We start from the raw sequence: 24,519 nt of genomic DNA, 5'->3' as shown, positions 1-24,519 counted from the left end.
GTGCCTCTCATCGAGCGCGATACGCGGAAAACGAGCCAAAGAGAGGCAAAAGTGCCTCTCATCGAGCGCAATACGCGGAAAACGAGCTAAAGAGAGGCAAAAGTGCCTCTCTTTGAGCGGAGTACGCGGAAAACGAGCTAAAGAGAGGCAGAAATGCCTCATCTAAAACACACTAAGTTAAAAATCAGGAGGCTCAAACATGGAGCAGAGTAAAGAGAGCTTACAGAGCATTCAGAACAGCTACAATGAAGCGAAAAAGCTTTACGCACAGCATGGGATCGAAGTAGATAAGGTGTTGGAGCAGCTAGCGGAAATTAAGATTTCTTTGCATTGTTGGCAAGGGGATGATGTGAAGGGTTTTTTGAATAAGGAAAAAGAACTGAGCGGCGGGATCGCAGTCACCGGAAGTTACCCGGGGCGGGCCGGGAATCCGGAGGAGCTGCGCCGGGATTTGGAACAGGCTCTAGCACTCATCCCAGGGCAACATAAAATAAATTTACATGCTATTTATGCGGATACAGAAGAGACTGTAGATCTCGACGCGTTAGAGCCTAAGCATTTTGAGCGCTGGGTGAGCTGGGCCAAAGAGCAGGGACTCGGATTGGATTTCAATCCTACCTGTTTTTCTCATGAAAAAGCAAATGATGGCTTCACACTGAGTCACCCAGATCCTGAGATCCGCAACTTCTGGATCGCTCATTGCAAGGCCTCACGTCGAATCGCCGAGTCCTTTGGTCAAGCATTAGGTCAGCCTTGTGTCACTAATTTTTGGGTTCCAGATGGTTATAAAGATACGCCGATCGACCGCTTGTCACCAAGGGTACGGCTTCAGCAGTCACTCGATGAAATCTTCAGCGAGGAAATCGATCAGCAATATAACATTGATGCTGTAGAAAGTAAGCTGTTTGGTATTGGTTCGGAAAGTTACGTGGTTGGCTCACATGAATTCTATATGGGTTATGCGCTAAGCCGGGGTAAGGCGGTGTGCTTCGATGCTGGGCATTTCCATCCAACCGAGACGATTTCGAATAAGCTGTCTTCCTGGCTGCTGTTTGGTGATCAATTGCTGCTGCATGTTAGCCGTCCAGTACGCTGGGATAGTGATCATGTGGTTACTATGGACGATGAGCTGCTCGAGATTGCCCGTGAACTGGTTCGTGGTCAGTTTCTGGGCAGAACGCATATTGGATTAGATTTTTTTGACGGAAGCATTAATCATGTTGCTGCTTGGGTGATCGGAACACGAAATACATTAAAAGCTTTGCTTCGTGCTATGCTGGAGCCAATCGAGCAATTGAAGCAAATTGAGCTGGATGGAGATTACACTTCAAGACTTGCCTTGGTCGAGGAATTTAAATCGTATCCGTTTGGAGCCATTTGGGATTATTATTGTGCGAAGAATGGCGTACCGGTCCGGGAAAGCTGGCTAAATGAAGTAAAACAGTATGAGGCTGAGGTTTTATCGAAAAGATAGAGGTAGAAGTAGAACGAGCTTTAACAATATAAGTAGATAAAAGATAGGCGGTTACCGGCAGGTAGCCGCTTTTTTATGTTTATGAATCGTACATGATTTGAATTCAGCTCTGATCTCTGCTATGTTTTATCCAAAAGAGAGCGAGGCGCAAACTATGAAACAATATGGACCGAACCCGAATACGCTCTATCCCAATGAACAAATTAAAAGTATCTGCTATATAAAAAATGCGATTACAAGAGACAATATCATTGTTGGCGATTATACCTATTATGATGATATAAACGGTGCAGAGAAGTTTGAGGAACGTGTGACTCATCATTATGATTTTATTGGCGATAAGCTTATTATTGGAAAATTCTGCGCGATTGCCAAAGGCATTGAATTTGTCATGAATGGTGCCAACCACCGGATGAATTCGGTTTCGACCTATCCGTTTAATATCATGGCCCATGGCTGGGAACAGGCGGTCCCGGATTTAAAAGATCTGCCGCTAAAAGGTGATACAGTCATCGGAAACGATGTTTGGATTGGACAAAATGTTACGGTTATGCCAGGTGTGCATATTGGAAACGGAGCAGTTATCGCAGCCAATTCTACAGTTGTAAAGGATATTCCGGCGTATAGTGTAGCTGGAGGAAATCCCTGCAAAGTGATCAGACAACGTTTTGATGATGAAATGATCGAATATCTTGAAGCGCTGAAGTGGTGGGATTGGGATGCTGAGCGAATCTTTAAGAATCTTGAAGTGTTATGCAGCAGCGATTTAACGAAAATCAAAGCGATCAATTAATCGTAAGTAGGTTCAGGATACGGACTTTAGTTTATCTTAAAGATATAAACCTCAATTGAGGGAATACTTTAGGTATGTACGTCATATGAACCTTTCGGAGGGAACCGGCAATGAAGAAAGATAAGGTCAAGAATAGCATGGAGCTCACTGCAGAGGAATTTCCATATAGCAAAGAAAATGAGGAAATGGTAACGCAAAATTTTTGGACGAAAACTAAAAAGTTTGCAGGCAAAATTCCATTTACTAAAGATGCTATCGCGATGTATTATTGTGCCGTCGACGCTAAAACACCTTTATGGGCGAAAGGAATTGCTTTCGGTGCATTGGCTTATTTTATTTCTCCTATAGATGCTATACCCGATGCGATTCTAGGTCTTGGATTTACAGATGATGCAGCGATTATCGCAGCAGGCATTAAAGCGATATCCGGTCAGGTAACCAACGAACATAAGGAAAAAGCTGCAGCGTTTTTTAATGGGGAAAAATAAAAGGTGCAGCATTGAGCTACACCGTAATATCTGTACCTTCAGGACAGCTTTCTACGGAAAGCTGTTTTGTTTTGTACACCTCGCCCCAATCTTTCATGAGTTTAATAATAGGAATCAGTGTCTTGCCGAATTCAGTTAAAGAGTACTCGACTTTTGGGGGAACCTGATGGTAGACCTCACGGTGTACAACCCCATCCTCTTCCAACTCTCTTAGTTGCAGGGTCAGCATGCGTTGGGTAATGCCCGGGCAGATCCGGCGGAATTCGTTAAAACGTTTCGTGCCATCAATCAAGTGATAGATGAGAATTCCTTTCCATTTGCCTCCTATAACGTCCAGTGTAAATTCTACAGGGCAAGCTTCTTTGTTGCTTTCTGGGAAATTTCCAAAGCCACCTTTTCGGTCACGCATAGCTGTTCAACTCCCATGGTATCATTTTGTATACTACATAACATTATTGTGCGTACTTTTAAAGAAGTGATATATACACTAATATTAAGCATGTGATCGGCAAACAGTCAAATGCTCGTCGATGCTAATCAAGTAAAGGGAGTGTTACTCATGGATACTTTATCGTTAAACAAGAATGAAATCCTGTCTGCATATCAGTTCAGACATGCAACTAAAGAATTCGATAGCCATAAAAAAATTAGTGAATCGGACTTTCAATTTATTCTGGAAACTGGACGATTGTCACCAAGTTCATTCGGATTCGAGCCTTGGCGTTTTGTGGTAGTACAAAGTCCGGAAGTACGTGAAAAATTACGTCCTTATGCCTGGGGCGCACAAAAGCAATTGGCAACCGCAAGTCATTTTGTGCTTATTCTCTCACGTCTTCCTAAAGATATGGCTGCTGACTCCGATTATATTAAAGGGATCATGGAGAATGTGCAGGAGTTGCCTCCGCAAGGAATGGAAGGAAAACGTAAAGTTTTTGATAAGTTCTTGAAGATTGATTTCGGACTGATGGAGAATGAGCGGGCAATGTTCGAATGGACCTGCCGGCAGACTTATCTGGCGCTTGGGAATATGCTGACTTCAGCTGCGTTAATCGGGATCGACTCCTGCCCAATGGAAGGTTTTGATAAAGCTAAGGTTGAGCAGATTCTGGAAGAAGAAGGGATTTTGGACGCTGAGCATTTTGGAATCTCCTGTATGGCAGCTTTCGGATATCGCCTGAACGAACCACGTGGTAAGACGCGTCAAGGTGCAGAGCAAGTAATTCAGTGGGTTTAACGAAATTGAATCTTAATCTTTGAGCCTGTAAAGTCTCTGTATTCTGGGGATTTTGCAGGTTTTTTTGCGATATTTCTTATAAGATTCAAAAAGTAATTGAAAGTTTCATGAAAACTCTGATACCCTTATGAAGGTGACTCCATATTAGCGCTATCGCTTTAACTTAATAATGAAGGGATCCTGCATCATGAAAATCATTCGCATTATTATCCAAGTGTTCCTGCTATATTTGTTCTACTTGGCTGGGGACTATCTGCAAAAGCAACTGCATCTCCCCGTTTCCGGGAGTATCGTAGGATTACTGTTACTTTTTGTTCTATTGCTATTCAGGGTCGTGCCTGTGAAGTGGATTGAAGAGGGTGCTACAACGATATTAGCTTATCTTCCGTTATTTTTTATTCCAGCGACAGCTGGGATCGTGAATCATATGGATATCTTTAGTGGTAGAGGTTTACTATTAATCCTAATCCTTATCGTTAGCAGTGTTCTCACGATTGCCGCAGCTGCACATTCTAGCCAATGGCTTACTAGCGTAAACAACAAGCTGAAAGCGGGATGGAGCGGCAAGAGACTAAGCGAAAAGGGGAAGGAAATATAATGTTTTTTATCGCAACAGGTATTGTACTGCTTAACGTAGCTATTTATTTGATGATGTCAGTAGTATATAGACGATTTCGTATTCCTGTACTTATTCCCGCGCTTACAGCAACAGTGATTGTTGTAACTTTACTACTATATTTTCATATTCCGTATGATACATATATGATAGGCGGCAAATGGATTAATCAGCTGCTCGGTCCTGCTGTAGTATCGTTAGCCTACCCATTATATAAACAACGTAATGTGTTGATTGAGAATCTCCCGGCAATTCTGGGCGGAGCCATTGTAGGTCTGCTTATAGGGATGTTTAGTGGACTGCTTTTGGCGGCAGGTCTAGGCTTCTCTAAATTATATGTTTTATCTTTATTACCTAAATCGATCACTACACCTGTAGCGATACAGATCTCGAACAGCTTAGGTGGGGACTCTTCTTTAACCTCTGTATTTGTTATGATTGCTGGATTTACAGGTGCGATTGGCGGACCTTTTATCATCAAACTGTTTAGAATTCGTAGTGAGGTTGGAATCGGAATTGGTCTAGGAACCGCTTCTCATGCTCTAGGAACAGCAAAGGCCTTGGAATATGGTGAACAATCCGTTTCGATGAGCTCGGTTGCGATGACTGTTTGCGCCATAGTTGGCTCTTGTATCGGCCCACTTGTAGCGTGGATGATGTACCCTTAAATTATTCTTTTAATTGGACTATGTTTGCAAAACACTCCATCGGGTAACTATAACTAAGGAACAAAAAAAGCAAAGCACCTGAGGAGGATTTCACATGTCCGATCACACACAAGATGAAGCGGAAATCCGCAACAAGGAAAATAAAGAAGGCGATTCATTAGCTGAAATTAAGAAGATGGAGAACGGTGTAGACATCGAGCCAGAGGCAGATGAGTGGGTAGCCAAACCTGCTGAATCCTCACACCCAGATCCGCTTCCCGATAATTTGGAGTAAATGATTCGGAAGACAGGCTGTCCTTTAGGGGACAGTCTGTTTTTGTTGATGAATATAGTAAGTATTGTATAATAAATAAAAGTACAACCTCATCAGAGTGTTTTCTCCAAGTTCGTCTTAGCTTTTCGCAAATTTCACAGATCTTTGCCAACAGGGAGGAAATGGAATGCGTAGTCGGAATGAGAACAGCCGTTACCGGCAAAAACGTGGTGAGGCTCTCGCAGGAAACTTTGAGAAAAAGTACGGTTCAAACTTTGGCGTACGCAGTGAGCTTAAGATGGATGCACTGAAGAAACAAAACGACGATCAGTTGCTGACGACACCTCATGAAGAAGAGCATAAATAATTAGAGGTAACAAGTGGGAGACTTTTACTCCTGGAATTCTGGAATGGAGGCATAACCTTTTGGGTTATGTCTTTTTTTGTGCGCATATTTCCAGAACGATCAAGACATAATAGGGCCGGATGGACAACTAAGAAAATAATGACAACGGGAGGCGAGATTAGGTCATGATTATTCCTATATTTTCGTTAAGTGGAGATATAGCAGTTACTGTGGTGGGCCAATACTTTTTTTATTTTATGGTCTATTCCTTTTTAGGTTGGGTATTGGAAGGGACCTATAATCTATACAGTAATGGAAGCTTTCGCAAAGAAGGATTTCTAAAAGGTCCATTTAAGCCGATGTACGGCTTTGCTCCACTATTGCTATTGATTGCTAGAGATTTGACGCTGCCACTTCCGCTTTTCCTATTTCTTGCGCTAATCATTCCTTCTGCTGTGGAATTTATAAGCGGTTGGCTGTTAAAAACGGTATTCCATAAGCAATGGTGGGATTACTCAGGAATGTCTTATCAACTGCAAGGGCATATTTGCCTGCGTTTTTCTCTATATTGGTGGGGGCTTTCAGTAGCTAGTGTGTATGTAATTCAGCCGCTTATGGAGCTTTTATATTCGGGTGTTCAGCCTATTTGGAAATTCGTGCTTCCGATCGTGGGGTTCTACTTTATGGCGGATTTATTATGGACCTGCTGGAGCCGGTATCGGATGGAGAAAACCCCTCAATATCAGAAATAATGGTTTTCTATATGTGTACTACGAGTCTTCTTTTGTGTATCAAGCACAAACATTTCGTGGACAGGCATTTCGATATTGCATATCCGTTTCTAGTCATAAATAATATAGCAATATATTAAATACTAGACGGACTGGTGGCGATAACGATGACAGGGAAGATTCTAGTGAGCGCATGCCTGTTAGGGCATAAAGTACGTTATGATAATGGCGATGTTCCGTGTCTCGATGCCCGATTCCTAAAGTGGTATGAGGAAGGGCGTTTTGTCCATATTTGTCCAGAGGTAGTGGGAGGTTTGCCAACCCCTCGTCCTGACGCACAGCGGCAAGGAGATCGGGTAGTGACGGGGGTAGGCGTCGATGTTACGGAGCCATTTATGAAGGGGGCTCAAGCCACACTAAAGCTGGCTAGGGAGCATCAGGTTGCATTAGCTATTTTAAAACAAGACAGTCCTTCATGCGGAAGCCTGTATATTTATGATGGAACCTTTAAGGATACGAAAGCACCGGGAGAGGGCACCACTACGGAGCTGTTGAGGAAAAATGGGTTTAAAGTATTTGGCGAAGATCAGCTGGATGAAGTCGAGCAGGAACTCGCACGTACGGACGGGCAGGGCATTCTTTAAGTAATAAATAGGCTGTAGGATACATAGTGTGTATAAGGGGAACGAAGCAGTGTCCTTGGGAGAGGAAATGCCGTCCGATGAGCCATCCTTCATTTGGGATAGGAGGCGGACGCAGATGAGTATTGATCAGCTCATTGCTTTGCTCGTTCTTGTCATTATGATCGTACAGCTTGCTGGCACAAAAGGTAAACACTAAGTCTCACCTCATTGTAACTGCTTCCGGAGCTCAGCATTTTTTGAGTTCGGAAGCTTTTTTTGTCCACGGCTATGCATATTGTGAAATGTAAAGGATTCCTTCATAGTGATGTCTAATATACATATAGTGGGTTTTTGGGAAGTCCAAGGAAAGAAATTAGGGGGAACTATGAAATTTAGAACATGGATAATCATTGTGCAGTTATTTATGATTGCTGTGCTTGTAGGCGTGTTGGCGGCCGATCTAGGTGAGACAGGCTCAGATGAGTCTAAACATGATGATATTTTAATACATTTTGATCAAAAAGATTTAAACAGGATGAAAGAAACCGTTCAAAGGTTTAGTGAAGGTAAAGGAGATAACCTGATGTTGATTGAGCCCACCACGGATAGTGGACGGTTAATTCATGATTTCTATTCTAATGGTAAAGAGCTTCATTGGGTAAAGGATGATACAAGAGATGCATGGAGTAGTAGTCCTAAGAAGATCGAATATGTATGCCAAGCGATTGAACTAATAGAGACAGATGAGCGGTTTAATGTTGAGTTATCTCAATGTAATGTTCAGCCAGACGGTGAGAAAATAAACGTGATCAGCTTTTTAAAAGAAAGATTATAAACCCATTTACGGAGAGGATGGATGATCAATATGCCGATGTCTGAGTACTATCAAGGGATTCGTGGGAAAGTGGGCTCAGAATTATTAATGATGCCTTCCGTAGCTGCAGTAGTAAGAAATAAAGAGGATGAGATTCTGTTCATCCGCAAGCCAGGAGAATCTTTGTGGGGATTGCCTGCGGGAGCGATTGAGCCAGGGGAGCGTCCCGGAAGAACCTTACGCAGAGAGGTATATGAAGAGACAGGGTTGATGGTTCATCCTACGTCGATTTTAGGTGTTTTTGGTGGAGCGAAATATAGATACGAATATAGTAATGGCGATCAGGTAGAATATACGGTTATTGTATTTGAGTGCTCTATTATCAGAGGAACGCTTAGAGCTATAGATGGGGAGATCGAAGAATTTAAATTTTTCAAAGAGAACGAGCTGCCAGAGATTGCAATTCTTTATCCTAGAGAGATTTTTATAAAAGACCGAGAGAAGACTGCAACGATATTTGAGTGACTGAGAGGAGTGCCTCATGAAGACATACATTTATATGGTTAGACATGCAGTGTCACCTTTTGTATTAGGGAACGAGCGGGAACGGGGATTATCCGAAAAAGGACACGCAGACGCTTATAGAATCAAAGAACTTTTGGCGGAGGAGAAAATTACATATTTTGTATCCAGCCCATATAGACGAGCCGTAGAGACAATTAAATATTTGGCAGAAGCTTCGAACCAAGAGATTGAACTGTATGAAGAACTCAGAGAACGAGCAATCGGAAGTGTCGAGATTGAAATCAGTGAAGATGATTTTCTGCAGGGCATTCGGACATCGTTCAACGACAAGCAATATAAAATGCCGGATGGAGAGAGTACCCAGGAAGCACAAGAGCGTGCAATTCCTGTCATCAAGCAATTAATTCAACAGCATAAAGGCGGAAAAATCGCATTAGGTACGCATGGGAATATCATGACCATTATCCTGAATTACTTCGATAAGAAGTATGGATATGAGTTCTTTGAACAGACGTCCAAGCCGGATATTTATAAGCTGGAATTTGAAGAATTGGAGCTTACCCATGTGGAGCGGCTGTGGGACTCCGAAGTGCTGAACAGATGAAATATTTTATAAAGCTGAATGCACTAAGCGTACTTTATGCCTTTATGTTGTTTGTTGTAATAGAGCTGCCATTGAATATTTATCGAATCAGCAGAATTTCCGGCTTGGAGCTGGGAAAAGTAGATACCTTGCTGTTTATCTTCAAGCTTGTTTTATTTTTATTATCTTCTATAGTATTTATTTGGCTTACAAAAAAATATTTGAGCGGAAAAAAATCCATGTATTTCACTACGATCCTATGGTTTCCCTATTTGATTCTGTTCATTAGTTTATTCGCAACCTGGTTCCCAATTACAGAACCTGCAGATAAACCTGCACCGGTAACAGGACTGATCATAATAGGGGCCGTGTTTATTTATCCGTTTTATATCGCAATGATTAGTATTATCGCAAGCATCAATTTTAAGTCAGAAGCTGGATAGAGGTTGGAAATGAGGATCAATGATCTGAAAGAAAGAATTTTTTATATTTGTATCTGCCTCGTTGTTATTGTATTGGGGTTAAGCACTAGAGTATTCACGGATCAGCTGCCTTTGTTTGTATCTAGACATTTCGGAGATGCGCTTTGGGGCAGTATGGTTTATTTTATGTTTCGGGTTCTACTGGTAAATCAAAAGCTAAGGCTCGCCTTTGTATGGAGTTTGGTGTTTAGCTTCGGCATAGAATTTAGCCAGCTGTATCAAGCGGAGTGGATCAACAGCATCCGTTCTACAGTATTGGGTGGTCTAATTCTCGGAAAAGGATTCCTGTGGATCGACCTTGTTAGATATTTAGTGGGCATTGCCCTTTGTTATGGATTGGATCAATACTTTCACCAAAAGGTGCACCGAAATAATAAATAGTGTTTATTGGAGAGGAACCTTTAAATGGTAAATAGTTTGATTGTGGTATGCTTGCTTACGATGATTATTCACACGGCAGAAACCTTATCGTATTCGGTACGATACGCCGGAGTGAAGCTGAACAAGATAGCCATTGCGTTATCTCTCACAGGCATTATTGTTCTCGTCTCAAGAACTGCAAATATGATCCAAGCTCCACTGACGGCTAAATTCGTAGATTATGCCAAAATACATTCCGATTTTCCACTTCTTAATTACTTGAGAATTATATTATTGGCTTCTTCATTAGGGACTTTAATTGCCATTGCTGTGTTCCCTACCTTTGTAGGCTTGTTTGGGAGAATCATCTCTAAGCTTGAAATCGAAGGTTCTATCCCAAAACTGCTTACCAGTGTGACGATCGGGCAACTAAAGAACACCAGAAAATACATAAGAAAACCAAAAGTGAATCTATATAACTTCAGATACCTGGGGATTCCTAAACGTTTTATTGTGATGAATGTTTTTGTGACAGCCTTTTACACCGTAGGTGTCATATCATCTTTGTACGCTGCTCATCTAATGCCTCAATATAGCACGACTGCTTCTCAAGCTTCCGGACTGATTAACGGTATGGCGACTATTCTGCTGACCATATTTATCGACCCACAGCTTGGTCTTATTACCCATAAGGCTACTGAAAATGTAGAATACCGTGATCAGCTAGGAAAAATATATGTGGTATTGATGGGTTCACGATTTGTAGGCACTATATTTGCTCAGCTCCTAATTGTGCCTGCAGCCCAATTAATTAGTATGTTAGTGAAGCTGATTTGAGCCGGTGGGGGCGAATCATAATCATTAGGGAAGTTTAGATTCTGCTGCTCGTAGTGCTAGCGAAGTCTTCTGTTCCCAGCTGTAAATATTCTGCTGCATGGAATGAATTCGTTTCATTTGCTCATAGGATGATTTCAATTCTGTGGCGGCTCTAACTGCATCTCCTTGCTTAACAGCTGCTTTATATTGTTTGTCAGCTTCCGCGCGTACTTTCTGCGTGGCAGCGAGATTCTTACTCTCGGCAGTTATTTGTTTCTTTAAAGCAGTGATGGGTGCCAACGCATCTTTGACGGGTTTAAGCTTAGCAGCGGTTTGCTTGCGAGCGGCTGCCAAAGCGGTTGTCTTTGTCTTAATTTCGGCTCGGGCGAGGGTTACAGCAGCCTTTAGTTTATTACGCTTCAGGTCCAGCAATGTGACTGTTTTCAAGTCTTTAGCTTTCTTGGATGCGGTAGACTGTTTACTGAGTGTGCTGTATTGTTCCAGAAGGGGAGCATGTTTCTTCTGAACTGAGCTAGCTTCTGAAGATAAGCGGCTTAACAGTGCTTGATCTGTTGACTGTATGACGGTACGAATAGATTTCAGAGCGTCATTATTCTGTTTGCGTAACTTCTGAATTTTTGAGTTATCTGTCTTGAGGGTGGCTTGAAGCGCGGTATAATTACCATGAAGACTGTTAATGTCATCCAGCGCGGAATCCCAGCCAGTAGCAGCAGACACAAGTGTGAGGTTACAGGTTAAGAAAGCTGCTACCAGCACTACTTGAGCCATCCATTTTAAATCCCTAATTCTGAAAATGTTCGTTCTACATCTGACGGTGTTTTTTGGCTTAAACATTCCTCTCAGCTCCTTAATGAATTAGTTAATATACGCAAAAAAGCACCTCCAAGATAGGCATTGACGCCTGTCTTGCGAGGTGCTTCTCCCGCACAGAAATATAAAAGATGCTCTTACTATAACTTGAAATTAATGGATAGTCAATGAACAATAGAACATTTGTGCTTGTTTTTGTAATTGTGAAATACAAAGGGGAGTAAATATGAGTTCACATCTAGAGTATGGGCACGATCGTGTGGCCCTGATTACCGGAACCTCCAGTGGATTTGGACTGCTGACAGCGCTCAAATTAGCTGGACAGGGGTTTAAGGTGATAGCAACCATGCGTGATTTAAGTCGTAAAGGCGAGCTGGTGCAGCAGGCAGAACAGGCAGGAATTTTAAAGCAGCTTCATTTAATGACCATGGATGTAACTGACAGCGATTCTATAGAGACAGCAATATCTTCAGTACACGAAACATTTGGAAGAATTGATGTTCTAGTCAATAATGCAGGTTTTGCCATTGGCGGTTTCATAGAAGAAATATCTATGGAGGAATGGCGGCGGCAAATGGAGACGAACTTTTTTGGATTAGTGGCTGTGACAACAGCTGTGCTGCCCATTATGCGAGAACAGCAGAGCGGCACGATTATTAATGTGGGAAGTGTAAGTGGATTATCCGGATTTCCAGGTTATGCGCCTTATGCAGCTTCTAAATTTGCTGTTGAAGGCTTCAGCGAAAGCCTGCGTCATGAAATGTCCCCTTATGGAATAAGGGTGGTATTAATTGAACCGGGCTCTTTCCGAACACCGATATGGGGAAAAGGCATGGAGCAAATTCGACGTAAGGAGGATTCTCCGTATAAAGCGCGTCTTGACGCTGTGCTACGATATTCCAAACATACTGCTGAGACAGCGCCTGACCCTAGTCAAGTAGCTAATCTTATCGGTCGTATTACCGAAATGAAGGCACCACGGCTACGTTATCCTATCGGCAAAGGTACGCGAATCTTAATCTTAGGCAAAACGCTGCTTCCATGGAAGTGGCTGGAGAGAATTATTGCGAAAGAATTGAGGTGATAGGATGGAGTCATCCATAAATTTAACAATCATTAAACTAATAGGTTATGTGTCCAGTTTGATGACCGTTTTTTTATGGCTAATTTTTATATTCATCAATCCTTATGCTGAGATTACGAATCGCTCCACTCTTGTGATTAGTATAATTATGTTGTTATTACCGGCGGGGTTATTAGCTATAGGTGTCTTTTTAAACAGAAGTCGGCTAATGCTGCTTGCATTTGTCTGGAGTTTTCCCTACAGTTTATATATGTTATTAACACCCGGAATCTTTAGGTTGTTCGGGATTACGAGTCTAATGTATTTACTTTGTTTTGTGTTATTTAGAATGAACAAGATTAGATATTGAACAAGGATAGAGGTGTGCCGATGCTAGAATCGTCCGGAATCCATATCTGCTTCAACGCAGATGGCCGTGAAATAGAAATCCTCGATGTTACTCCATTTGGCAAAGATAAATTTCGAATTGAAGAGACACCGATTTTTAATCCGGCTGTTACAATGGGAGATATTATACAGGTGAAGGAAGAAAATGGAGTCTATTATTACCAAGAGACTGTTCAGAAATCTCCTTTCAAAAGATACGCTTGGCTGCTTAGTAAAGAAGCTGTTGATTCAACGGCCATTGCAGCTTTTAAACATAGAATTATAGAGAATGAAGGCAAATGTGAGTTGATCTTTGGCGGTTTGTTCGTCATTCATATTCCTAAGAATACTTCAATTGATGTTGATGGGGAAATGAATCGAATTATTGAGCGGTTCGAGATTTAAATACTAAGGAAAAAATGCTGCGTCATGAAATGCAAGGAAACTTGCACATGATGACCGCAGCATGGAGAATAGAAGAAACGCTTTTTATTTTAATTCTTCCATAAATGTCTTAAAATTTTCGGCGATTTCTTTTGATTTGGTATGGTGCAGATAATGTCCTGCATCAAGTTTTACCAATTTTCCTTGTACGGAATTTTTGACTTGCTCTTCATGCAATGATATCCAATCTTTTAAGAGAGTATCATCCCCTTGAACAAAGAGCAAAAGGGGGAGATCCTTTGGAAAAGTTGAATTTAGAGCCCCTTTATAATTAGAAGACATATGTTCCACTTCATTTAAGTTAGTGTAATTATAAGTGTTTCTAAGCGTAAGCAATCTCAATTGTTCTTTAGTTTCATCATCAAACGGCAATTCAGCATAGGGATTTCCACTTGATTTAAATAACAATCTGCCCAAGCCTGATTCTCTAAGTAGTTTTAATTTTCCTGTTGGTATTTTAACACCTATTCTGTCTTCCGTTGCAATACTATTATCAATCCCGACAAATGCACTCACTTCGTTTGGATATTTGTTCACATAATTCAAACTGTACATACCGGAAATAGAGTGTGCCATTAGAATATAACGGTCAATATTAAGCTGCTTTACAGCTTCATGAATTTCACTCACAATGTTTTCTGTGGTTCGCTCTTTTTCAGTTCTATCACTTAATCCATAACCGAAAGGCTCAATCACGACAACTTTGTAAAATGGAGATAGTTCATCTATTAACAGCTTAAAATCAAGTCCCGGTGCCACCGTTCCATAACCAGGTAAGAGCACGATTGTCTCTTCACCCTTTCCTTGAATCAAAACGTTCATATTTTTACCATCGACGCTTACAGACTGACCATAGGGTTTTATTTTAGCTTGGTCCGATTTATTGAGGAAAATATTAGCGACAAAAACAGTCACTAGAAAAAGTACTATTGCAGTAGCTAAAGCCCCTAAGGAAATAAGTATAATTTTCAGCGGTTTATTCATCCTTTTTTTAATAACCTCTTCTTCTGGTTTCAATCGCATCTTCTCCTGTTCTAATCGCTTTATTCTAGCTATCTTAATGAGTTGCTAAAGAAAGCTTACCCGATGAAGATGAACTATACATGACGACAATATGAACTGAATATGAACCAGCTAAAAAAGTTTGACTCTATAAAATGAATGTGAGGTGAGCGATAATGTTGAAATTTATGAAGCAATGGTTGCCGAGTATTGTGATCGCAGTGGTTATTTCTTTGTTTGTTAGAACCTATGTTGCTGAAGCCATGAGAGTTCCAACGGGCTCTATGATCCCAACGATTCAAATCAATGATCGCTTAATTGTTGAGAAAATGTTATGGATGACCACACTGGAGCATGGAGATATTGTTGTATTTACGCCACCTGTAGCTGGTGATGAGAATAAAAGATATGTAAAAAGGCTAATGGGGCTGCCTGGAGATACCTTGGAAATTAAAGATGGCGCACTTTACCGAAACGGAGCGAAGGTTAACGAACCTTACCTCAATGAACAGATGGATTACACTTTTGGACCGGTTACGGTACCCGCCGATCATTATTTTTTTCTCGGAGATAACCGGAATATAAGCTATGATGCTCATCTGTGGGATACTCCATTTGTGTCGAAGGATAAGTTGATTGGGAAAGTAATCGCTGAATTTAGCAATCCCTTTTAGGTAGTGTGTAAGACGGATAAATGTAAGGCTTAATCTCTAAAAATAGATTTAGGGGTGCTGAAGTCGCGGGGGTCTTTTGAACTAACCGAGTGCTTTAATGAGTCTTTAACCATATTGTTACTTTGGAAGAATTTAGCTATCCTTAAGGTAAAATATACCTACATATAGTAAGGGGTGCTGAATTTTGAAAGCTCATGTCACAGATCTCAAACATGGCGATTGTCTAATCACAGATACATTCAATAGTGTTGGCCTACACGTGCTTCCGAAGGGGACAGTGGTCTACGGAGAAGAAATCACCATCCTGATGAGGCATCAGATTGATTATGTCGATATTGAACCACGCATGATGGTGCTGGATAATGAAGAAATGAATGTGGCACAAGGGATAGATGGTAATTTTGATCAAGCCATCCAAAACTATGAATCTATATTTCTGGAAGCACTCAGCAAGGGTAGCTTTACGCAGTCGGATGTTGATAATACGCTGCAGCCATTGCTGGAGAAATTGGATGAACAAAAGGATGTCGTTTCTTTATTATTGCTGCTGGAACGTGATGATATCAGTACATACAATCATTCATTGCAGGTCGGACTGTTATCTTTTTACATAGCGACTTGGTTAGGTCATACAAAAGCCGAAAGATTTGAGATTAGTAGAGCCGGTTATTTGCACGATATCGGAAAAAGCCAGATTGCTCCACATATCTTAAACAAGACGGATAACTTAACTCCCGAAGAATCAGAAGAACTAAAACGTCATACTACGTATGGATACGACATTATCCTTAAATCGATGAATGACGAAAAGACCGCACTAGTGGCGCTTCAGCATCATGAATTCGAGGATGGTACAGGTTATCCTAACAATCTCCGTAAACAGGACTTGCATCCGTATACGCAGATTGTTGCTGTTGCAAATACTTATGTAGGCATGACCTTAGGAAGAGCGAATCAACCAAAACAAGGCCTGATTAACGTTCTGCGCAAGGTACATGAGCTTGGATTTGGCAAGCTGAATGGAAATGCGGTACAAGCTCTGATCGGACATTTATTGCCGAATTTTGTGGGTAAGAGCGTTCAGCTTAGCAATGGTGAGCAAGGTACGATTATTATGAATAATCCGTTGGATATTTTCAAACCTCTGGTAAAAATAAATGAGACTACGTTCAGAGACTTATCTAAAGAGCGTAATTTGACTGTTGAAGAAGTATTTATTTAACGAATATTTTTGTGGCGATAAATAGGAGGCTATCTCCCTGATCCGTAAAATCAGGGGATAGCTTTTTTGTGTTATAATCGAAATTGGGTTAAAAACCCTTCAATATGGAATAGGAGAGTGCTTATCGTGATTATCAAATTCATTCGTTTACGTTAATTTGAGGTGCAATTCAATGATGACATCATCCATTTTTTTGAAAATGTATTGAGTCTTATTTAACTGTGCATTCATTGATAAAATTCGAATGAAATGAGGAATGAACAATGAGCGAAAAAATAGTAAAAGTAAACGGAATTGATATATGTTCGGAAAGTTTTGGAAATCCTAGCAATCCTGCGATATTGCTGATTATGGGTGCCACCTGTTCTATGGTTTATTGGGATGAAGAGTTCTGTCAGCGATTAGCAGATACCGGACGTTACGTTATTCGTTATGATAACCGGGATGTCGGACGTTCCGTTGTTTATGAGCCTGGGAGTTCCAATTATACCGTGATGGACATGGCAAATGATGCTGCTGGGTTACTAGACGCCTATAATATAGAACAGGCAAATATCGTTGGAATGTCCTTAGGCGGAATGATTGCGCAAGTCCTTGCTACACGTCATCCGCAAAAAGTTCTAACCTTAACCTTGATCGCATCAAGTTTTTTCGAATCTGACGATAATGATCGGAACTTGCCTCCTATGGATGAGCGGATCCTCGCATTCCATGCAAATGGAGCAACACTGGATTGGTCTAATGAGGAAGAGGTAGCCAATTATTTGGTTTCAGGTTCCGGCATACTCTGTGGTTCAAAACATAAATTCGATGAGAAAAGAGCGTATAAACAAGTAAGGCTGGAAATAAAACGTGCCAACAACTTGCTTAGTATGTTTAATCATTCTCTTCTTACAGGGGATGACGACTACGAGGGCAAGGCAAAAAATATCATGGTTCCTACCTTGGTTATCCACGGCACAGAAGACACGGTGCTTCCTATAGAGCATGGCTTGGCGCTTGCGGCGGAAATTCCTAATGCGTCGCTTCTAAGCCTGGAAGGAACGGGCCACGAAGTCCACCCGGATGATTGGGAAACAATAATCAAAGCCATTTCGAATCATACTTTAGGCGGTAAAGCTTAACAGGGCTTAAAGAGTAAAATAAAGAAGGGCTACAATTCGGTCTTGCCGATTGTAGTCCTATTTTTTCTAGGATTACTTCGTCCCTAGGAATTAAATCGTTTCACTAATTTTTCTTTATGTGCAGTAAAAGCTTCTTCTAATGTGATGCCATATAAGTCGGCTAACAATGCGATATTTCCGAGAACATCCCCGATTTCCTCAATCAAGTCGTTTTTCAGTTGCTCTGGAGTACGAGTCGATTCATCCGGTCGATCTCTGCCGATTTCATAGGAGCGTACAGCTCGAGCGACTTCACCGGTCTCTTCCATTAAGAATCCGACTCTTATAAAAGGACCATAAGTAGTCCAGCCTCGTTCTCCATAAAAATGATTAATCCATTTCTGCACATCATTAATTTCCATATTATGTAGCACTCCTTAATCTATCACATGATTTATACTCCAACATATAGTATATTAGATAGCGGACATTATCAATATATAGTTTGGAGATGAGATTTTGAAATCAATATGTGTTTTCGCAGGATCGAATTTAGGGGTGCATGAGGATTATAAAGCTAAAGCTGTTGAACTTGGTAACTACATGGCTATGCATAATTATCGTTTAATTTACGGTGGTTCAAAAATCGGATTAATGGGTGAAGTCGCTAATGCTGTTTTGAATGGTGGAGGCGAGGTAATCGGGGTAATGCCTAGAGGATTATTTAATGGGGAAATGGTACATAGAGAGTTAACGCAGTTGATAGAAGTAGAGGATATGCATGGCCGTAAAGCAAAAATGGGAGAGCTGGCAGATGGCTTTATTGCTTTGCCTGGAGGGTTTGGAACGTATGAGGAGCTCTTTGAGGTTTTGTGCTGGTCACAAATTGGCATACACAAGAAGCCGGTAGGGGTTCTAAATATCAGGAATTATTTTGATCCTCTGATGAATCTGATACATAACAGTATCCAAGAAGGCTTCTCTAATTCTTCGCATCTAAGTCTGCTAAACGTATCCAACGAGCCGTTGGAACTCTTGACTCTTTTGAAGGAGTATGTTCCGCAAACGCTTGAGCAAAAGTGGAAACAGCTCAACTGAATAATGAAACTTTCAGTTTAATGATCGGGTACTCGGGTAGACTGTGTTCCTGGACGTAAACCAACCGAAATCAGGCATTAGTTTCTGCATGACCTTTACCGCTCGGACTCAGATGACCTTATTTCTCCATTTCGAACGTTTTAGGCGAGCTATCGGACTATATTGCAGCTATATACTCATAACCACACCGATTCAGCACTGTTACATGGTGATAAGAGCTATACGGTCCGATACTTCTGTAAAAATGACCAAAAAGCGCAAATAGCTGCAATACGGTCCGTAACATATTGAGGGGCTTTGGCTAGTTTGGTTATTTGGGTTACTTTAGTTTCTTGGGCATCATGGGTTTGGTTCTTAGGTTTATCTCCGTTTGAGGAGGGTTTCGGACTCCAGTGACGTTATTTCTTATGAAGAGGTTCATATTTTGTGTTTTTTTTGCCAATAGCGATTATGGAGTCCGATAGCATCCCGATTATGGGATTATACTGTGTATAAGGTCAACTGGGTCCTATAGCGACTTCGCAAGCGGATTCGCGGCGCAAAAGGTACGTAATCAAACGAAGTGTGAGGTTTGGATTATGGCTACATTACCGCTGAATTTGAAATTCACTAGTGGATTGGCTATGATAAATATAGAGAAACGCTACAAGAGGAGAAATGAGATAATGACCCCCGAGAATCAAATCGAACAATTTAAGAAGCTTAAGCACGATATCACTCGTTTCATGTTAATTTATAAATTTGCATTGGATGAGATGGAAACGAAGATTGAGATCCTAAAACAGGAGTTTCAGTCTCTGCATGATTACAGCCCAATTGAACATACCAAATCGCGTATTAAGTCTCCAGAAAGTATCATGAACAAGATGCTGCGCAAAAATGGTGAATTATCGCTGGATTCAGTGAAAAATTGTATTAAAGACATCGCTGGTCTGCGGATCACCTGTTCTTTTATTTCTGATATCTATCATGTTAGTGAGATGCTTCAGAAGCAGGATGATCTAACGGTCCTTGAGGTAAAGGATTATATTAAGAACCCTAAACCTAACGGATATCAGAGTCTTCACTTGCTGATTCAAGTCCCTGTTTTTATGTCCGATCGCCAGGAGCTTGTCTGTGTAGAAGTTCAAATTCGTACCATTGCTATGGATTTCTGGGCAAGCCTCGAACATAAAATCTTTTATAAATATAATAAATCAGTACCTGAGAGTATGACTCGTGAACTGAAAAATGCGGCGGATGCCGCTCATGCCCTTGATCTGCAAATGGAGCGTCTGCACCGGGATATAAAGGAAATCAAAGACGATGATGAAGATGATCTTAGCTCCTTCGAGGAAGAGCTTCGCCGTATAGTGGTTCATAATAAGCAGTTCACACTTCCAGCTAACTTTATTAAACTGCTTGACGACAAATAAGCTGTTTTGTCCGCCTAGAGTTATCCGTTTCCTTTCGGGTGACTCTAGGTTTTTTTCTTGTATACATCATTGCTATAGATAACTAGAATAGAGTATTCTCAACTAGAAGAGAATGGTTACTTCAGCTTCATCATTTTTACATAAAAGGAGAATGAAGATGAGCGAGCGTACACTTCGCACCATTACTGTGAATCAAATCGGATATCCGCTGGATGGACAAAAGATCGCAGTATTTACAGGTACTGAGCATGATTTTCAGGTAGTTGATGTTGATAGTGGGACTATTGTGTTCAAAGGTAGTTCAGATGCTGGAAGATTTGATAAAGCCAGTGGAGTAACTTTGCACACAGGTGATTTCTCGGAAGTCAATACTGAGGGAAGATATCGGATTGAGCAGGGCGAGGGTCTAGCTTCGGCATCCTTTACAATCTCAGATCAGCCTTATCATGAGCTTCAACAGGGCTTGCTGAAAGCTTTTTATTATTATCGCTGTGGCGTTGAGTTGACTGAAGAATATGCTGGAGATTGGAAGCACAAGGCGTGTCATACCGCAAAAGGGATTGTATATGGGCAACCGGATCTTCAACTAGACTGTTCGGGTGGCTGGCATGATGCAGGTGATTATGGAAAATATAGCGGTCCCGGAGCGAAAGCTATCGCGGATATGCTGCTTGCATATGAATTATATCCCTCGGCTTTTGTAAGCGCTATCCCATTGCCTGAAAGTGATGGATCTACGCCAGATGTGCTGCTGGAATGCAGGGTGGAGCTCGATTGGTTGTTTAAAATGCAAGACTCCGCAACAGGTGGTGTATACCATAAATTGACTACGTTAAGCTTTCCTGGTCTGGATGTTATGCCTGAGGACGATACAGCAGACCTGTACTTCTCACCATTATCTGCTACTGCAACTGGGGATTTTGCTGGTGTTATGGCTATGGCTGCAAGAGTGTACAAGCCTTTTGATGCTGCTTATGCGGGGAAATGTCTGGATGCTGCGGGGGCAGCATGGGAATGGCTTGTACAGCATCCAGATGTACCCGGTTTTACGAATCCGCCTGAGATTAGCACTGGAGAATACGGGGATGGAGTCGATAAGGACGAGCGGTATTGGGCAGCGGCGGAGCTGTATCGTACGACAGGGAAAGAGGAATATCATCAAGCTGTTCTGCAGCTAGTGCAGCTGGCTTTTCCAAAATACAGTTTAGGCTGGGGTGATATGGGGGGCTATGGCACTATTGCTTATCTGTTAAATGGTGAGGAGCAGGCAGACCGTGCTTTATATGCCTCGTTAAAAGAAGGGCTTGTTGCTGAGGCACAACGATTAGCGGAACAGAGTCGTGAGGAGGGCTATAGGATCTCCTTAAAAGAGGAGGACTATATCTGGGGCAGCAATATGCTAGTAATGAACAATGCAATGCTGCTGCTGGCGGCTGAATATTTTAGTGGAGACTCCGGTTTTGCGGACTGTGCCTTAGATCATCTACATTATCTGATGGGGCGTAACGTTCTGGATATCAGCTATGTTACCGGGTTTGGGGATCATGCCGTGATGAATCCGCATCATCGCCCTTCTGTAGGTGACCATGTGGCTGATCCGGTGCCGGGATTGGTGTCAGGGGGGCCAGATCGTGGGCTGCATGATGAATATGTAGTTGAGCATTTACAAGGAAAACCAGCTGCGCAGTGCTTTGTCGATCATGAGCTTAGCTATTCTACGAATGAAGTGACGATCTATTGGAATTCACCTGCGGTGTTTGTTGTGGCCCGTTTTAATCAATAAAAAGCAATAGTTCGAATAGGGAAAGACGTCCTGAAACTGGATGTCTTTCTCTTTTTTATAGCTGAAATGCTATAATACTAGACGGTATGCTATTTTAGCGGATGGTATTAGGAGGTAGGGGATTGAGTAGTATTTTTGAGATTCAGAGACTTGCAAAACTTAATTGGAAAAGTAACGACCAAACTTCGAAATATCTTTTCTCGGAGATCTCCGCAGACATAGCTGAATCGGACCGCATCGCATTGATTGGTGCCTCTGGCCAAGGGAAAAGTACACTCCTTAGAATCTTAGCTCTCTTGGATGCTCCGGATGAGGGAGATATGTTGGTAAAGGGGACTTCATATAAAAGTATGGATGCGAGATTATGGAGGATGAAAATAGGGTTTGTAGCACAACAAGCGGTCATGCTGTCTGGCAGTGTGGAGGATAATTTAAGAACTGTCAGCAGACTGCATGACAAACCTTATGATCTTAAACTAGTGCAGCGACTAATTGGGCAATTGGGGCTGGAGCATTTGGATTTAAGCAAAAAAGCGGCAGATTGTTCGGGTGGTGAAAAGCAGCGGATTTCTTTAATTCGATCCTTGCTGCTCCGACCTACGGTATTATTGCTCGATGAAATCACCGCTTCGCTCGATGTTAACAGCACTCAAATGGTTGAGAAGCTACTAGAGGATTGGCATAAGGAAGAAGGCACTTCGATGATTTGGGTCACTCATGATCTTAAGCAGGCGAGCAGAATAAGCACAACTACATGGTTTATGGGAAAAGGCAGGTTGGAACAGCATGTGAGCGAGTCTTTTTTTGCTGAATCTGCGGAAGAATTGGCTAAAAGGTTCGTTCGGCCTTCGGAAGGAGCGTCGTTGTTATGAGTTATACAGCACTAAGTTTCACGCTTCTGTTTGTATTAGGGACAATGTTGGTCTCCGTGTGGCAAAAGCTCGGACTGGAAAAAGATATCATTGTAGGCACAGTGCGGTCGGCCATTCAATTGCTTGCGGTGGGGTATGTGCTGCAATTTATGTTTAAATCGGATCAGGTCATTTATGTAATTGTGATAATACTCTTTATGATCAGTGTAGCCGCATGGAATGCAGCCAAAAGAGGCAAAGGCTTGCGCGGATTAGTCTGGAGAATTGGACTGGCGATTGCTACTATGGAACTGCTCATGATGGGCATTCTGCTCAGCTTACATATCATTGAGGCTACGCCACAATATATCATTCCGATTAGCGGCATGACCATTGGCAGTGCTATGGTGGTTTCAGGGTTGTTCATTAACCATATCAAGCATGAAATTCAGCAGAGCAAAGGGGAGATTGAAACGTTGTTGTCTCTTGGCGCAACGATCCCACAGGCGATCCAGGAAGTTAGAAAAAGATCTGTAAAATTCAGCATGATTCCTACCATCGACGGTATGAAGACGGTTGGGCTTGTTCAACTCCCTGGAATGATGACCGGAATGATCATCGCGGGTGCTGATCCTGTAGTAGCTGTTCGTTATCAGATATTAATTGTGTTCTCGTTCACTGCCTCTGCTGCCATAACGAGTATGCTGCTCAGTGTACTGAGCTACCGACTCTTTTTCACGCCGGATCTAAGGCTCAAGCAAATAGTGGAGCAAGGCTAAGCCTATTTCTCACAAGCGATTCCGTCTTTGTCACGGTCGCTTTTTTTATTGGCATTATAGAGTTCTTTCGATACGTAGGGTTTGTATTTCGTTTTGCCGCCTTTGTTCTTGGTTGAGCTGGAAATGGCAACTCCACCTTTGTAATCTTTGTTTAGCTCCGTGCAGTTTTTGTAGGTTTTGACCTTGGATTCTGCGCTTGCTGTATTCAAGGTAGCGACGGATAGAGTGAGTAGCAGGCCTGCTGCTAGACAAATGTTTAAGATTTTTTTCATGGGAACCTCTCCTATAAAAATCTAATGGAATTAATGATTGTGTAGTATCGTTGTATTTTATATTACCAGTTTAATTCATTGAGGTATACATTATTGGTGGATTTGGAAACAGTGTACATATTTATGAGTGAAGTGGGGGAATAATTAGATTCAATTCACATGTAGTGAACAGGCTACGAATGAGGTGATTCTAATTAGCAAAATGAAAATGGCGACTGCCCTAATTGCGGGATTGTTGCTTCTGCCGGGAATGGCTATGGGTGCATCAGCTCACGTTACTATGACTCACGTTAATGGAGAACTGTTATCGGCTATGCCCAAGCCAGCTCCGGAGTCTAGGCGCATTATATTACCTTCTGCAATTCAAACATCAGAGCTATACGGGTTCGGATTACAGCATCGGAATGCCTCGATTCAGTATTCGATCTTCTCTAAAGATTTCAAAAAGATTATGTATCCGCGGTTTGTTGAACTAAACTGGGTGACGGGTGTCTCCAGCCCTTGGATCACGAACTACGAGGTCACTAAAGAAACGATAATTAACAAGAACTCAGAGGTCATAGAAATGCGTCTGGATACTGCGACTTCAAGTGGACCAGCACAATCTATACTTTTGACAATCTCACTTGTGCAAGAGAAGAATAGCTGGGTGATTACCGGAGTGACATCGGACCCCGAGCTGCCGCGTGGCGGATTGCCTAGTAAGTAGGTTGGTTATGGATAGGAAAAAGAGCAAGCGTAGTAGGGGGTTCCCATACGCTTGCTCTTTTTTTGATTCGAAAGCACAAT

33 protein-coding genes are annotated in these 24,519 nt (G+C 41.8%); 28 read left to right on the top strand and 5 right to left on the bottom strand.

Features of this window, described 5'->3' with window-relative positions; genetic code table 11:
- The first annotated feature begins 199 nt into the window (after positions 1–199).
- The 3 genes from rhaA to MHI15_RS25835 all read left to right on the top strand — a co-directional run bounded on the left by rhaA (position 200) and on the right by MHI15_RS25835 (position 2,755).
- Complete coding sequence (gene rhaA / locus MHI15_RS25845; protein ID WP_076280893.1) at positions 200–1,474, top strand: L-rhamnose isomerase; 1,275 nt, start codon at positions 200–202, stop codon at positions 1,472–1,474.
- A gap of 154 nt (positions 1,475–1,628) precedes the next feature.
- The gene (locus MHI15_RS25840) at positions 1,629–2,267 is read left to right on the top strand and encodes a Vat family streptogramin A O-acetyltransferase (protein WP_076130349.1); all 639 of its coding nucleotides are present in this window, start codon (positions 1,629–1,631) and stop codon (positions 2,265–2,267) included.
- Between the two features lie 110 nt (positions 2,268–2,377).
- Positions 2,378–2,755, top strand: coding sequence for a YkvA family protein (locus MHI15_RS25835; protein ID WP_081383451.1), 378 nt, complete (start codon positions 2,378–2,380; stop codon positions 2,753–2,755).
- 16 nt (positions 2,756–2,771) lie between these two features.
- Here the strand turns inward: MHI15_RS25835 and MHI15_RS25830 are convergent, their stop codons facing one another.
- Positions 2,772–3,164: a winged helix-turn-helix transcriptional regulator gene (locus tag MHI15_RS25830; RefSeq protein ID WP_341165047.1), complete on the bottom strand. Its 393-nt coding sequence runs from the start codon at positions 3,162–3,164 to the stop codon at positions 2,772–2,774.
- Between the two features lie 150 nt (positions 3,165–3,314).
- On the opposite strand from MHI15_RS25830, the gene MHI15_RS25825 reads away from it, so the two are divergent.
- From MHI15_RS25825 to MHI15_RS25760, 14 genes are all read left to right on the top strand, one after another.
- Positions 3,315–3,989 (top strand): NAD(P)H-dependent oxidoreductase, encoded by a 675-nt coding sequence (locus MHI15_RS25825; RefSeq protein WP_341165046.1) that lies wholly within the window; start codon positions 3,315–3,317, stop codon positions 3,987–3,989.
- A 169-nt stretch (positions 3,990–4,158) separates the two neighbouring features.
- Positions 4,159–4,587 (top strand): CidA/LrgA family holin-like protein, encoded by a 429-nt coding sequence (locus MHI15_RS25820; protein ID WP_256716148.1) that lies wholly within the window; start codon positions 4,159–4,161, stop codon positions 4,585–4,587.
- Entirely contained in the window at positions 4,587–5,273 is a 687-nt protein-coding gene (locus tag MHI15_RS25815; protein WP_076280892.1) for an LrgB family protein, read from the top strand. Before MHI15_RS25820 ends, MHI15_RS25815 begins: the two co-directional genes overlap by 1 nt.
- 94 nt (positions 5,274–5,367) lie before the next feature.
- Positions 5,368–5,547 (top strand): hypothetical protein, encoded by a 180-nt coding sequence (locus MHI15_RS25810; protein WP_036689781.1) that lies wholly within the window; start codon positions 5,368–5,370, stop codon positions 5,545–5,547.
- A 166-nt stretch (positions 5,548–5,713) separates the two neighbouring features.
- Positions 5,714–5,893, top strand: a complete 180-nt coding sequence (locus tag MHI15_RS25805; RefSeq protein ID WP_038570027.1) for a hypothetical protein — start codon at positions 5,714–5,716, stop codon at positions 5,891–5,893.
- Positions 5,894–6,057: 164 nt separating this feature from the next.
- Complete coding sequence (locus MHI15_RS25800; RefSeq protein WP_036689784.1) at positions 6,058–6,624, top strand: putative ABC transporter permease; 567 nt, start codon at positions 6,058–6,060, stop codon at positions 6,622–6,624.
- A gap of 146 nt (positions 6,625–6,770) precedes the next feature.
- Positions 6,771–7,247, top strand: a complete 477-nt coding sequence (locus MHI15_RS25795) for a DUF523 domain-containing protein (RefSeq protein WP_341165045.1) — start codon at positions 6,771–6,773, stop codon at positions 7,245–7,247.
- Positions 7,248–7,296: 49 nt separating this feature from the next.
- A complete protein-coding gene (locus tag MHI15_RS25790; RefSeq protein WP_155288116.1) occupies positions 7,297–7,443 on the top strand; it encodes a hypothetical protein in 147 nt (48 codons plus the stop codon).
- A 168-nt stretch (positions 7,444–7,611) separates the two neighbouring features.
- Positions 7,612–8,061 (top strand): DUF4362 domain-containing protein, encoded by a 450-nt coding sequence (locus MHI15_RS25785; RefSeq protein WP_076303035.1) that lies wholly within the window; start codon positions 7,612–7,614, stop codon positions 8,059–8,061.
- Positions 8,062–8,091: 30 nt separating this feature from the next.
- The gene (locus tag MHI15_RS25780; RefSeq protein WP_076130372.1) at positions 8,092–8,565 is read left to right on the top strand and encodes an NUDIX domain-containing protein; all 474 of its coding nucleotides are present in this window, start codon (positions 8,092–8,094) and stop codon (positions 8,563–8,565) included.
- 16 nt (positions 8,566–8,581) lie between these two features.
- Positions 8,582–9,169 (top strand): histidine phosphatase family protein, encoded by a 588-nt coding sequence (locus MHI15_RS25775; protein ID WP_076130342.1) that lies wholly within the window; start codon positions 8,582–8,584, stop codon positions 9,167–9,169.
- Entirely contained in the window at positions 9,166–9,591 is a 426-nt protein-coding gene (locus MHI15_RS25770) for a hypothetical protein (protein WP_076277963.1), read from the top strand. Before MHI15_RS25775 ends, MHI15_RS25770 begins: the two co-directional genes overlap by 4 nt.
- 9 nt (positions 9,592–9,600) lie before the next feature.
- Positions 9,601–10,011 carry a ribosomal maturation YjgA family protein gene (locus MHI15_RS25765; protein ID WP_076193850.1) on the top strand — a complete coding sequence of 137 codons (411 nt, stop codon included), beginning with the start codon at positions 9,601–9,603 and terminating at the stop codon, positions 10,009–10,011.
- A gap of 24 nt (positions 10,012–10,035) precedes the next feature.
- Positions 10,036–10,827 (top strand): lipid II flippase Amj family protein, encoded by a 792-nt coding sequence (locus MHI15_RS25760; RefSeq protein WP_036689792.1) that lies wholly within the window; start codon positions 10,036–10,038, stop codon positions 10,825–10,827.
- Between the two features lie 24 nt (positions 10,828–10,851).
- On the opposite strand, the gene MHI15_RS25755 is transcribed toward MHI15_RS25760, so the two are convergent.
- A complete protein-coding gene (locus MHI15_RS25755; protein WP_341165044.1) occupies positions 10,852–11,661 on the bottom strand; it encodes a hypothetical protein in 810 nt (269 codons plus the stop codon).
- A 202-nt stretch (positions 11,662–11,863) separates the two neighbouring features.
- Here MHI15_RS25755 and MHI15_RS25750 point away from each other — a divergent pair, with 202 nt between their 5' ends.
- Positions 11,864–12,721 (top strand): SDR family oxidoreductase, encoded by an 858-nt coding sequence (locus tag MHI15_RS25750; protein ID WP_076130339.1) that lies wholly within the window; start codon positions 11,864–11,866, stop codon positions 12,719–12,721.
- Between the two features lie 345 nt (positions 12,722–13,066).
- Positions 13,067–13,492, top strand: coding sequence for a DUF4265 domain-containing protein (locus MHI15_RS25745; RefSeq protein WP_139330203.1), 426 nt, complete (start codon positions 13,067–13,069; stop codon positions 13,490–13,492).
- Positions 13,493–13,576: 84 nt separating this feature from the next.
- On the opposite strand, the gene MHI15_RS25740 is transcribed toward MHI15_RS25745, so the two are convergent.
- Positions 13,577–14,554, bottom strand: coding sequence for an alpha/beta hydrolase (locus MHI15_RS25740; RefSeq protein WP_341165043.1), 978 nt, complete (start codon positions 14,552–14,554; stop codon positions 13,577–13,579).
- Between the two features lie 155 nt (positions 14,555–14,709).
- Here MHI15_RS25740 and lepB point away from each other — a divergent pair, with 155 nt between their 5' ends.
- The 3 genes from lepB (at position 14,710) to MHI15_RS25725 (ending at position 17,553) form a co-directional block, all read left to right on the top strand.
- Positions 14,710–15,207 carry a signal peptidase I gene (gene lepB, locus MHI15_RS25735; protein ID WP_076130335.1) on the top strand — a complete coding sequence of 166 codons (498 nt, stop codon included), beginning with the start codon at positions 14,710–14,712 and terminating at the stop codon, positions 15,205–15,207.
- Positions 15,208–15,391: 184 nt separating this feature from the next.
- Positions 15,392–16,429, top strand: a complete 1,038-nt coding sequence (locus tag MHI15_RS25730; protein ID WP_076130334.1) for an HD-GYP domain-containing protein — start codon at positions 15,392–15,394, stop codon at positions 16,427–16,429.
- A 263-nt stretch (positions 16,430–16,692) separates the two neighbouring features.
- The gene (locus MHI15_RS25725; RefSeq protein WP_341165042.1) at positions 16,693–17,553 is read left to right on the top strand and encodes an alpha/beta fold hydrolase; all 861 of its coding nucleotides are present in this window, start codon (positions 16,693–16,695) and stop codon (positions 17,551–17,553) included.
- A gap of 83 nt (positions 17,554–17,636) precedes the next feature.
- On the opposite strand, the gene MHI15_RS25720 is transcribed toward MHI15_RS25725, so the two are convergent.
- Complete coding sequence (locus tag MHI15_RS25720) at positions 17,637–17,954, bottom strand: MazG nucleotide pyrophosphohydrolase domain-containing protein (protein ID WP_076130332.1); 318 nt, start codon at positions 17,952–17,954, stop codon at positions 17,637–17,639.
- Positions 17,955–18,051: 97 nt separating this feature from the next.
- Here MHI15_RS25720 and MHI15_RS25715 point away from each other — a divergent pair, with 97 nt between their 5' ends.
- The 5 genes from MHI15_RS25715 to MHI15_RS25695 all read left to right on the top strand — a co-directional run bounded on the left by MHI15_RS25715 (position 18,052) and on the right by MHI15_RS25695 (position 23,458).
- Entirely contained in the window at positions 18,052–18,630 is a 579-nt protein-coding gene (locus tag MHI15_RS25715; RefSeq protein ID WP_076193859.1) for an LOG family protein, read from the top strand.
- Between the two features lie 665 nt (positions 18,631–19,295).
- Entirely contained in the window at positions 19,296–20,045 is a 750-nt protein-coding gene (locus MHI15_RS25710; protein ID WP_076130330.1) for a GTP pyrophosphokinase, read from the top strand.
- Between the two features lie 157 nt (positions 20,046–20,202).
- Positions 20,203–21,828: a glycoside hydrolase family 9 protein gene (locus tag MHI15_RS25705; protein WP_340395462.1), complete on the top strand. Its 1,626-nt coding sequence runs from the start codon at positions 20,203–20,205 to the stop codon at positions 21,826–21,828.
- Positions 21,829–21,950: 122 nt separating this feature from the next.
- Entirely contained in the window at positions 21,951–22,700 is a 750-nt protein-coding gene (locus MHI15_RS25700) for an ABC transporter ATP-binding protein (protein WP_175618941.1), read from the top strand.
- Entirely contained in the window at positions 22,697–23,458 is a 762-nt protein-coding gene (locus MHI15_RS25695; protein WP_341165041.1) for an ABC transporter permease, read from the top strand. The genes MHI15_RS25700 and MHI15_RS25695 overlap by 4 nt, the downstream gene beginning before the upstream one ends.
- A 2-nt stretch (positions 23,459–23,460) precedes the next feature.
- On the opposite strand, the gene MHI15_RS25690 is transcribed toward MHI15_RS25695, so the two are convergent.
- Complete coding sequence (locus MHI15_RS25690; protein ID WP_076187014.1) at positions 23,461–23,730, bottom strand: excalibur calcium-binding domain-containing protein; 270 nt, start codon at positions 23,728–23,730, stop codon at positions 23,461–23,463.
- A gap of 208 nt (positions 23,731–23,938) precedes the next feature.
- Between MHI15_RS25690 and MHI15_RS25685 the strand changes: the two genes are divergently transcribed.
- On the top strand, positions 23,939–24,439 hold the full coding sequence (locus MHI15_RS25685) for a hypothetical protein (protein WP_341165040.1): 501 nt from the start codon (positions 23,939–23,941) through the stop codon (positions 24,437–24,439).
- The last annotated feature ends 80 nt before the right edge of the window (positions 24,440–24,519 follow it).

It is taken from the genome of Paenibacillus sp. FSL H7-0918 (genome assembly GCF_038007025.1).
GTDB classification, from domain to species: domain Bacteria; phylum Bacillota; class Bacilli; order Paenibacillales; family Paenibacillaceae; genus Paenibacillus_AQ; species Paenibacillus_AQ odorifer.
The sequence above is the reverse complement of the archived record's forward strand: the minus strand, read 5'-3'. Positions and strand labels throughout refer to the sequence as shown.

Bases quoted from the DNA above. Each gene is read 5' to 3' on its own strand.
- MHI15_RS25835 (WP_081383451.1), top strand. From the start codon at position 2,378: ATGAAGAAAGATAAGGTCAAGAATAGCATGGAGCTCACTGCAGAGGAA.
- MHI15_RS25785 (WP_076303035.1), top strand. From the start codon at position 7,612: ATGAAATTTAGAACATGGATAATCATTGTGCAGTTATTTATGATTGCT.
- MHI15_RS25685 (WP_341165040.1), top strand. From the start codon at position 23,939: ATGGCGACTGCCCTAATTGCGGGATTGTTGCTTCTGCCGGGAATGGCT.
- MHI15_RS25770 (WP_076277963.1), top strand. From the start codon at position 9,166: ATGAAATATTTTATAAAGCTGAATGCACTAAGCGTACTTTATGCCTTT.
- MHI15_RS25720 (WP_076130332.1), bottom strand. From the start codon at position 17,954: ATGGAAATTAATGATGTGCAGAAATGGATTAATCATTTTTATGGAGAA.
- MHI15_RS25795 (WP_341165045.1), top strand. From the start codon at position 6,771: ATGACAGGGAAGATTCTAGTGAGCGCATGCCTGTTAGGGCATAAAGTA.
- MHI15_RS25690 (WP_076187014.1), bottom strand. From the start codon at position 23,730: ATGAAAAAAATCTTAAACATTTGTCTAGCAGCAGGCCTGCTACTCACT.
- MHI15_RS25810 (WP_036689781.1), top strand. From the start codon at position 5,368: ATGTCCGATCACACACAAGATGAAGCGGAAATCCGCAACAAGGAAAAT.
- MHI15_RS25750 (WP_076130339.1), top strand. From the start codon at position 11,864: ATGAGTTCACATCTAGAGTATGGGCACGATCGTGTGGCCCTGATTACC.
- MHI15_RS25760 (WP_036689792.1), top strand. From the start codon at position 10,036: ATGGTAAATAGTTTGATTGTGGTATGCTTGCTTACGATGATTATTCAC.
- MHI15_RS25775 (WP_076130342.1), top strand. From the start codon at position 8,582: ATGAAGACATACATTTATATGGTTAGACATGCAGTGTCACCTTTTGTA.
- MHI15_RS25740 (WP_341165043.1), bottom strand. From the start codon at position 14,554: ATGCGATTGAAACCAGAAGAAGAGGTTATTAAAAAAAGGATGAATAAA.
- MHI15_RS25825 (WP_341165046.1), top strand. From the start codon at position 3,315: ATGGATACTTTATCGTTAAACAAGAATGAAATCCTGTCTGCATATCAG.
- MHI15_RS25800 (WP_036689784.1), top strand. From the start codon at position 6,058: ATGATTATTCCTATATTTTCGTTAAGTGGAGATATAGCAGTTACTGTG.
- MHI15_RS25805 (WP_038570027.1), top strand. From the start codon at position 5,714: ATGCGTAGTCGGAATGAGAACAGCCGTTACCGGCAAAAACGTGGTGAG.
- rhaA (WP_076280893.1), top strand. From the start codon at position 200: ATGGAGCAGAGTAAAGAGAGCTTACAGAGCATTCAGAACAGCTACAAT.
- MHI15_RS25695 (WP_341165041.1), top strand. From the start codon at position 22,697: ATGAGTTATACAGCACTAAGTTTCACGCTTCTGTTTGTATTAGGGACA.
- MHI15_RS25765 (WP_076193850.1), top strand. From the start codon at position 9,601: ATGAGGATCAATGATCTGAAAGAAAGAATTTTTTATATTTGTATCTGC.
- MHI15_RS25710 (WP_076130330.1), top strand. From the start codon at position 19,296: ATGACCCCCGAGAATCAAATCGAACAATTTAAGAAGCTTAAGCACGAT.
- MHI15_RS25830 (WP_341165047.1), bottom strand. From the start codon at position 3,164: ATGCGTGACCGAAAAGGTGGCTTTGGAAATTTCCCAGAAAGCAACAAA.
- MHI15_RS25840 (WP_076130349.1), top strand. From the start codon at position 1,629: ATGAAACAATATGGACCGAACCCGAATACGCTCTATCCCAATGAACAA.
- MHI15_RS25725 (WP_341165042.1), top strand. From the start codon at position 16,693: ATGAGCGAAAAAATAGTAAAAGTAAACGGAATTGATATATGTTCGGAA.
- MHI15_RS25815 (WP_076280892.1), top strand. From the start codon at position 4,587: ATGTTTTTTATCGCAACAGGTATTGTACTGCTTAACGTAGCTATTTAT.
- MHI15_RS25820 (WP_256716148.1), top strand. From the start codon at position 4,159: ATGAAGGGATCCTGCATCATGAAAATCATTCGCATTATTATCCAAGTG.
- MHI15_RS25705 (WP_340395462.1), top strand. From the start codon at position 20,203: ATGAGCGAGCGTACACTTCGCACCATTACTGTGAATCAAATCGGATAT.
- MHI15_RS25755 (WP_341165044.1), bottom strand. From the start codon at position 11,661: ATGTTTAAGCCAAAAAACACCGTCAGATGTAGAACGAACATTTTCAGA.
- lepB (WP_076130335.1), top strand. From the start codon at position 14,710: ATGTTGAAATTTATGAAGCAATGGTTGCCGAGTATTGTGATCGCAGTG.
- MHI15_RS25780 (WP_076130372.1), top strand. From the start codon at position 8,092: ATGCCGATGTCTGAGTACTATCAAGGGATTCGTGGGAAAGTGGGCTCA.